A 5624-nucleotide genomic window follows, 5' to 3' on the forward strand; every position below is an offset into this window, starting at 1 on the left:
GGGCTGGCGGACGCGGTCATGCGCTGGTCCCTTCTTCGTTCGCGCGGGAACCATCGGAGCGGGTTCCGGTCCGAGCGGCCGCGGAGGGCGTTTCGGCCCGAGCGGCCGCGGAGCGGGGAGTCGTCAGCCGCCAGCGCTGCGCCGGGTCGGTGGCCAGGCGCGCCCAGGCGGCGAGTACGGTGGCCGACACGGTGGTGACCACGATGGCGACACCGGGCAGCACCGCGATCCACCACGCCGTCTGCAGGTACTGGCGGCCCTGCGCGACCATCAGCCCCCAGCTCACCTCGGGCGGCTGGATCCCGATGCCGAGGAAGCTCAGCGAGGACTCGGTGAGCATGACGAAGCAGAAGTCGAGCGTGGCCACGGTGAGGAGCGTGGGCAGGGTGATGGGCAGGATGTGCCGGTAGATCGTCGGCCAGCTGCGCGCGCCGAACGTGCGGGCGGCGTCGACGAACAGCCGGCTCCGCAGTTCCGCGGCCTCGGCGCGTGCGGTGCGCAGGTAGATCGGGATCCGCGCGAGCGCCAGGATGAGTACCAGGTTGGCGACGCTCGGGGCGAACACGTAGAGCACGACCACGGCCAGCAGCAGCGACGGGAAGCTCAGGATCACGTCGGCGACGCGCATCGCGATGTTCTCCCGGAGCCCGCCGTGGTAGCCGGCCCACATGCCGACGGCCGAGCCGATCACCAGCGAGCAGAGCACCGCGGGGACGGCGACGGACAGCGTCGTCCCGGCCGCCTCGATGAGGCGGGCGAGCATGCTGCGTCCGAGCACGTCGGTGCCGAGCAGGCCGAACACGCCGTGGTCGAGCGACGGCGGCCGCAGCGACGCGCCGAGGTCCTGGCGGACGGCCCGGTCGCCGATGAGGAGCGGGCCGAGCAGCGCGGTCAGCAGGACCAGCGCGAGCAGCACGGCCGCGACCAGCGCGAAGCGGTCCCTGCCGAGCAGGGTCCACCAGCGCGCGGGGCGCTTCGCCGGGGGCGCCGTCGCGCCGGGAGGGCGGTGGAGGGCGGTCATGGGGGCTCCTCGGTCTCAGGCGGGGACGGCGTGCCGCACGCGCGCGTCGAGCAGGGCGTAGCAGGCGTCGATGAGGATGTTCAGCGCGAAGATCGTCACGGCCGTCAGCAGCACGGCGGCCTGGAGGACGGCGAAGTCGCGCTGCAGGATGGAGTCGATCATCAGCTTCCCGATCCCGGGCCAGCCGAAGATGGTCTCGACGACGACCGCCCCGTTGACCAGGCCGATCGTGAGGTCGCCGGCCACGGTCAGCACGGGCATCGCCGCGTTGCGCAGCGCGTGCCCGAACACCACCCGCTTCTCGCTGGCCCCCTTGCTGCGGGCCACCTTGGTGTAGGGCGAGGCGAGCGCCGCGACCATCGCGCCGCGCACCACCTGCACCAGCACGCCGAACGGCCGGATGAGCAGTGTGGCGATCGGCAGCACCCAGACCTCCGGGCCGCCGGTCACCCCCGACGTCGGGAGCCAGCCCAGCGTGACGCCGAAGACGAGCACGCCCATGATCGCGAACCAGAAGTCGGGGATGCTGGCCGCCGTCATCGACAGGAAGCTGCAGGCGCGGTCGGCGACGGAGTTGGGCCGGTAGGCGGCGAGGCAGCCGATGACGACCGCGCCAGCCGTCGCGAGGAGCATGGTGACGGCCGCCAGCTGCAGGGTGGCGGGGAACGCGTCCAGCACCATCTCGGCGGCGGACTGCCCGGTGCGCAGGGACTCGCCGAAGTCGAGGCGGGCGATCTGGGCGAGGTAGTCCCACAGCTGCACGGCGATGGGCTGGTCGAAGCCGTGCGCGGCGGAGAACTCCGCCCGCTGCTCGGGGGTCGCGCTCAGCGGGAGGTAGAGGTTGACCGGGTCGCCGGTCAGCCGGGCCAGGCAGAAGACGCCGAGCACGACGAACAGCAGGGGGATCGCGCTGGAGGCGATCCGCTTGCCGAGGAAGGCGGTCATGTCAGGATCCCTCCCGGCCGGCCGGCCGCACGTCGGCCAGCCGCAGTTCGTCTCCGCTGGCGGAGTTCGGTTCGTAGTGGACGCCGGGGGAGATCCCCATCAGCCCGCGCATGTGGGCGAGGTGCACGTACTGCGCGACGTCGGCGTTCTGGTCGGCCAGCACCCGGGCGAGTGCCTCCTGGCGCTCCTGGCCCGACAGCGCGCTCGCGGCGGCGATCTCCGCGTCGAGCTCCGGGGTGCCGAAGGTGGACTGCGCGCCCTCGCTCAGCAGGTACTGGCTCGCGGTGAACGCCGCGTCGCCGGTCTGGTTCCCGTGCATGATCAGCAGCGCGACCGGCCCGACGTCCTCGGGCAGCGGCCGGAGCTGGTACTGGAGGTGCGCCGCGGTGTCGAGCATCTCGATCCGCACGTTGAGGCCGAGCCGCGCCAGCTGGTACTGCAGCGCCTCGGCGGTCTCGGCGACCCGCGGGAACTGGCCGTTGCGAGCGATCAGCGAGATCTCCCGGTCGATCGGCGCGCCGTCGGCGGCCGCCTCCGCGACGAGCTCGCGGGCGGCGTCGAGGTCGGTCGGCGTGCCGCGCAGCTCGTCGTTGTAGCCGACCACGCCGTCGGGCACGAGCTGGGCGGCCGGCTCGGCGAGGCCGGCGAGCAGGGTGTCCACGATGGCCTCGCGCTCGACGGCCATGTCCATGGCCCGGCGGACCCGGATGTCGTCGAGCGGGGGCTCCCGGCCGTCCAGCCGCAGTGCCACGGTCTCGTTGTTGGGGTAGGCGACCGAGTTCTCATCGGTCGCGTCCTCGGGGTTGAGGGCGGTGGCGAGGTCGGCCTCGCCCTTGGTGATCATCGCGGCGCGCACGCTCGGTTCGGAGCGCCACACGTAGCGCGCCTCGGGGTAGGCCGGGGCCTCGCCCCAGTAGGAGTCGTTGCGCCGCAGCGAGATCGACACCCCGGTCTCCCAGTCGTCGAGGACGTAGGGGCCGGTGCCGACGGGCTCGCGCACCTTGTCCTCGGTGCTCGTCGTGCGGGGGACGACCTCGATGAAGCTCAGGCGCAGCGGCAGGATCGGGTCGGGGTCCGGCGTGGTGACGGTCAGCGACATGTCGCCGGTGACCGCCACCTCCAGGTCCTTGCCGTCGAAGACGTAGCCGTCCACGTTGCACGCGAGATCGGAGTTCACGGCGCGGTCGATCGAGAACGCGGCGTCCTCGGCCGTGAATTCCTGCCCGTCGTGGAACGTCACACCGGAGCGGAGGTCCAGGCTCCAGGTGGTGGGGTCCGTGCGCTGCCACCCGGTCGCCAGCAGCGGCTGCAGCTCGCCGGTCTCGGGGTCGCGCTCGATGAGCGGCTCGGTGATGTTGGACCGGACCACGACGCCCGTGGAGGTCAGGGACGCCTCGCAGGGCTCCAGGGTCGGGGGCTCCTGGGCGAGGACGACGCGCAGCGTGCTGCCCGCCGTCCCGGTGCTTCCGGCCGCGTCGCTGTTGGCCACGGTGCATCCCGCGGACGAGACGAGCGCGGCCAGCGCGGTGAAGGCGGCGAGCGTGCGGGACCGCCCGCCGCGCAGCCGGGGAGGTGCGGATGACTGCATCGTCTCTCCGATGGTCGTGGGGGCGCTGCCTGGGCGGAGTGGGCGAAGACACGAGAGCGTGTGTCTAGAAACACGTACGTGGTCTGCATTTGTAGACGGCTGGGCTGTGGTGCGTCAAGGGATCACCGCGTCCGTCGCTGTCAGTGACAGCAGCGCCGCGAGGGCCGGATTGCCGTGGTCCGTCCGCCAGAGGCAGTGCGTCTCCACCAGGTTGGGCCGCAGGCCCGCGATCTCGGTGAAGGCCAGGCCGGGCAGCTGGAGCCGGGAGCCCGAGCGGGGGACCAGCCCGACGCCCAGCCCCGCGTCGACCAGCGCCAGCAGGCTGTGCACCTGCTCCACCTGCTGGACGTAGCGCGGCTGCACGCCCGCGTCGTGGAAGGCGCTCACCACCAGTTCGTTGAGGTAGCGGGCCGCCGTGGGCGTGTAGGTCACCACGTCGTGCCGGCCGATCTCCGCCAGCGTCGGCGGCCGGCGCAGCCGGGCGAGCGGGTGGTCGCGCGGGCACGCCAGGATGAGGCTCTCGGTGTGGACCCGGCGCGCGCTGAGCAGGTCCGAGGCCGGGATTCCGCGGGCCAGGCCCACATGCAGCCGGTCTGCCAGCAGCGCCTCGACCTGGTCCCGGCTGACCATCTCGGCGAGCGTCAGCTGCACGTCGGGCAGGTTCGTCCGGACGGCGGCCAGCCAGCCGCCGAGGACCGTCAGGGCCGACACCGCGGTGAAGCCGATCCGCAGGGCGCCGGCCGTGCCGCGCGCGGCGTTGCGGGCGGTCAGCGGAGCGGCGTCGGCGAGGCCGAGCATCCGCCGGGCGTCGGCCAGGAACGCCTCGCCCGCCGGGGTCAGCCGGACCGTGCGGGACGGCCGGACCAGCAGGTCGACGCCGAGCGCGTGCTCCAGCTTCTGGATCTGCCGGCTCAGCGGCGGCTGGGTCATGTTGAGGCGGCGGGCGGCGCGGCCGAAGTGGCGCTCGTCGGCCACGGCGACGAATCCGCGCAGCTGGTCGAGGGTGAAGCGGTGCGGCATGACGGCTCCCCGAGTCGTGGTTTGCCGAAAAGGTATCAACGAATGCCGAAATCGACTTGGACGGGTATTGCGCCGGATGCCTAGGCTCGCAGCCAGTCCATTCGATGAACCGGAGACCGTTCATGACGCTGTTCGCCCCCGAAGAACTGAAGGCCGTCCTCGGCTCAGGGCTGCTCTCGTTCCCCGTCACCCACGCCCGCGACGATCTCAGCTTCGACGAGGACGCCTACCGCGACCACGTGAGCCGGCAGGCCGCTGCCGGCCCCTCCGGGGTGTTCGCCGCCGGCGGTACGGGCGAGTTCTTCGCCCTCACCCCGGAGGAGGTGGACCGCGTCGTGCGGGCCGCCGTCGCCTCCGTCCCCGGCGACACTCCGGTCATCGCCCCCGCCGGGTACGGCACCGCGCAGGCCGTCGCCATGGCCCGCGCCGCCGAGGCCGCCGGGGCGCACGGCGTCTTCCTGCTGCCCCCCTACCTCACCGAGGCCCCGCAGGAGGGGCTCATCGCCCACGTCCGCGCTGTGTGCGCGGCCACGGACCTCGGCGTCGTCGTCTACCACCGCGCCAACGCCGCGTTCGGCTTCGACGCCGTCCAGGAACTGGCCGACGAGTGCCCGAACTTCGTCGGGTTCAAGGACGGCATCGGCGACGTCGACCTGATGACCCGCATCCACGCCCGGTTCGGCGACCGGCTGCTCTCCATTGGCGGCCTGCCGACCGCCGAGACCTACGCGCTGCCCTACCTGGAGATGGGGGTCACGACCTACTCCTCGGCCATCTTCAACTTCCTGCCGGACTTCGCCCTCGACTTCTACGCCGCCGTGCGCGCCCGCGACGCCGCGGCCGTCTACCGCAAGCTCAACGACTTCGTGCTGCCCTACCTGGACATCCGCAACCGCCGGGCCGGCTACGCGGTGTCGATCGTGAAGGCCGGGCTCGCCGTCACCGGCCGGCCGGCCGGCCCCGTGCGCCCGCCGCTGACCGACCTCACCGCCGCCGAACTCGGCGAGCTCGCGGCCCTCGTGGAGAAGGTGACCCGCGCATGACCGAGAC

5 protein-coding genes are annotated in these 5624 nt (G+C 72.7%); 1 reads left to right on the forward strand and 4 read right to left on the reverse strand.

The window, feature by feature from the left end:
* Positions 1-16 precede the first annotated feature (16 nt).
* From DEF28_RS25290 to DEF28_RS25305, 4 genes are all read right to left on the reverse strand, one after another.
* Complete coding sequence (locus DEF28_RS25290) at positions 17-1021, reverse strand: ABC transporter permease (RefSeq protein WP_114398860.1); 1005 nt, start codon at positions 1019-1021, stop codon at positions 17-19.
* Positions 1022-1036: 15 nt separating this feature from the next.
* A complete protein-coding gene (locus DEF28_RS25295; RefSeq protein ID WP_114398861.1) occupies positions 1037-1966 on the reverse strand; it encodes an ABC transporter permease in 930 nt (309 codons plus the stop codon).
* 1 nt (position 1967) lies between these two features.
* The gene (locus DEF28_RS25300) at positions 1968-3554 is read right to left on the reverse strand and encodes an ABC transporter substrate-binding protein (RefSeq protein WP_114398862.1); all 1587 of its coding nucleotides are present in this window, start codon (positions 3552-3554) and stop codon (positions 1968-1970) included.
* A gap of 114 nt (positions 3555-3668) precedes the next feature.
* Positions 3669-4574 carry a LysR family transcriptional regulator gene (locus DEF28_RS25305; protein WP_114398863.1) on the reverse strand — a complete coding sequence of 302 codons (906 nt, stop codon included), beginning with the start codon at positions 4572-4574 and terminating at the stop codon, positions 3669-3671.
* Between the two features lie 104 nt (positions 4575-4678).
* On the opposite strand from DEF28_RS25305, the gene kdgD reads away from it, so the two are divergent.
* Positions 4679-5617 (forward strand): 5-dehydro-4-deoxyglucarate dehydratase, encoded by a 939-nt coding sequence (gene kdgD, locus DEF28_RS25310; protein WP_233515532.1) that lies wholly within the window; start codon positions 4679-4681, stop codon positions 5615-5617.
* Positions 5618-5624: the final 7 nt, after the last annotated feature.

The organism is Marinitenerispora sediminis (assembly GCF_003336425.1).
In the GTDB taxonomy this organism is placed as follows: Bacteria; Actinomycetota; Actinomycetes; order Streptosporangiales; family Streptosporangiaceae; genus Marinitenerispora; species Marinitenerispora sediminis.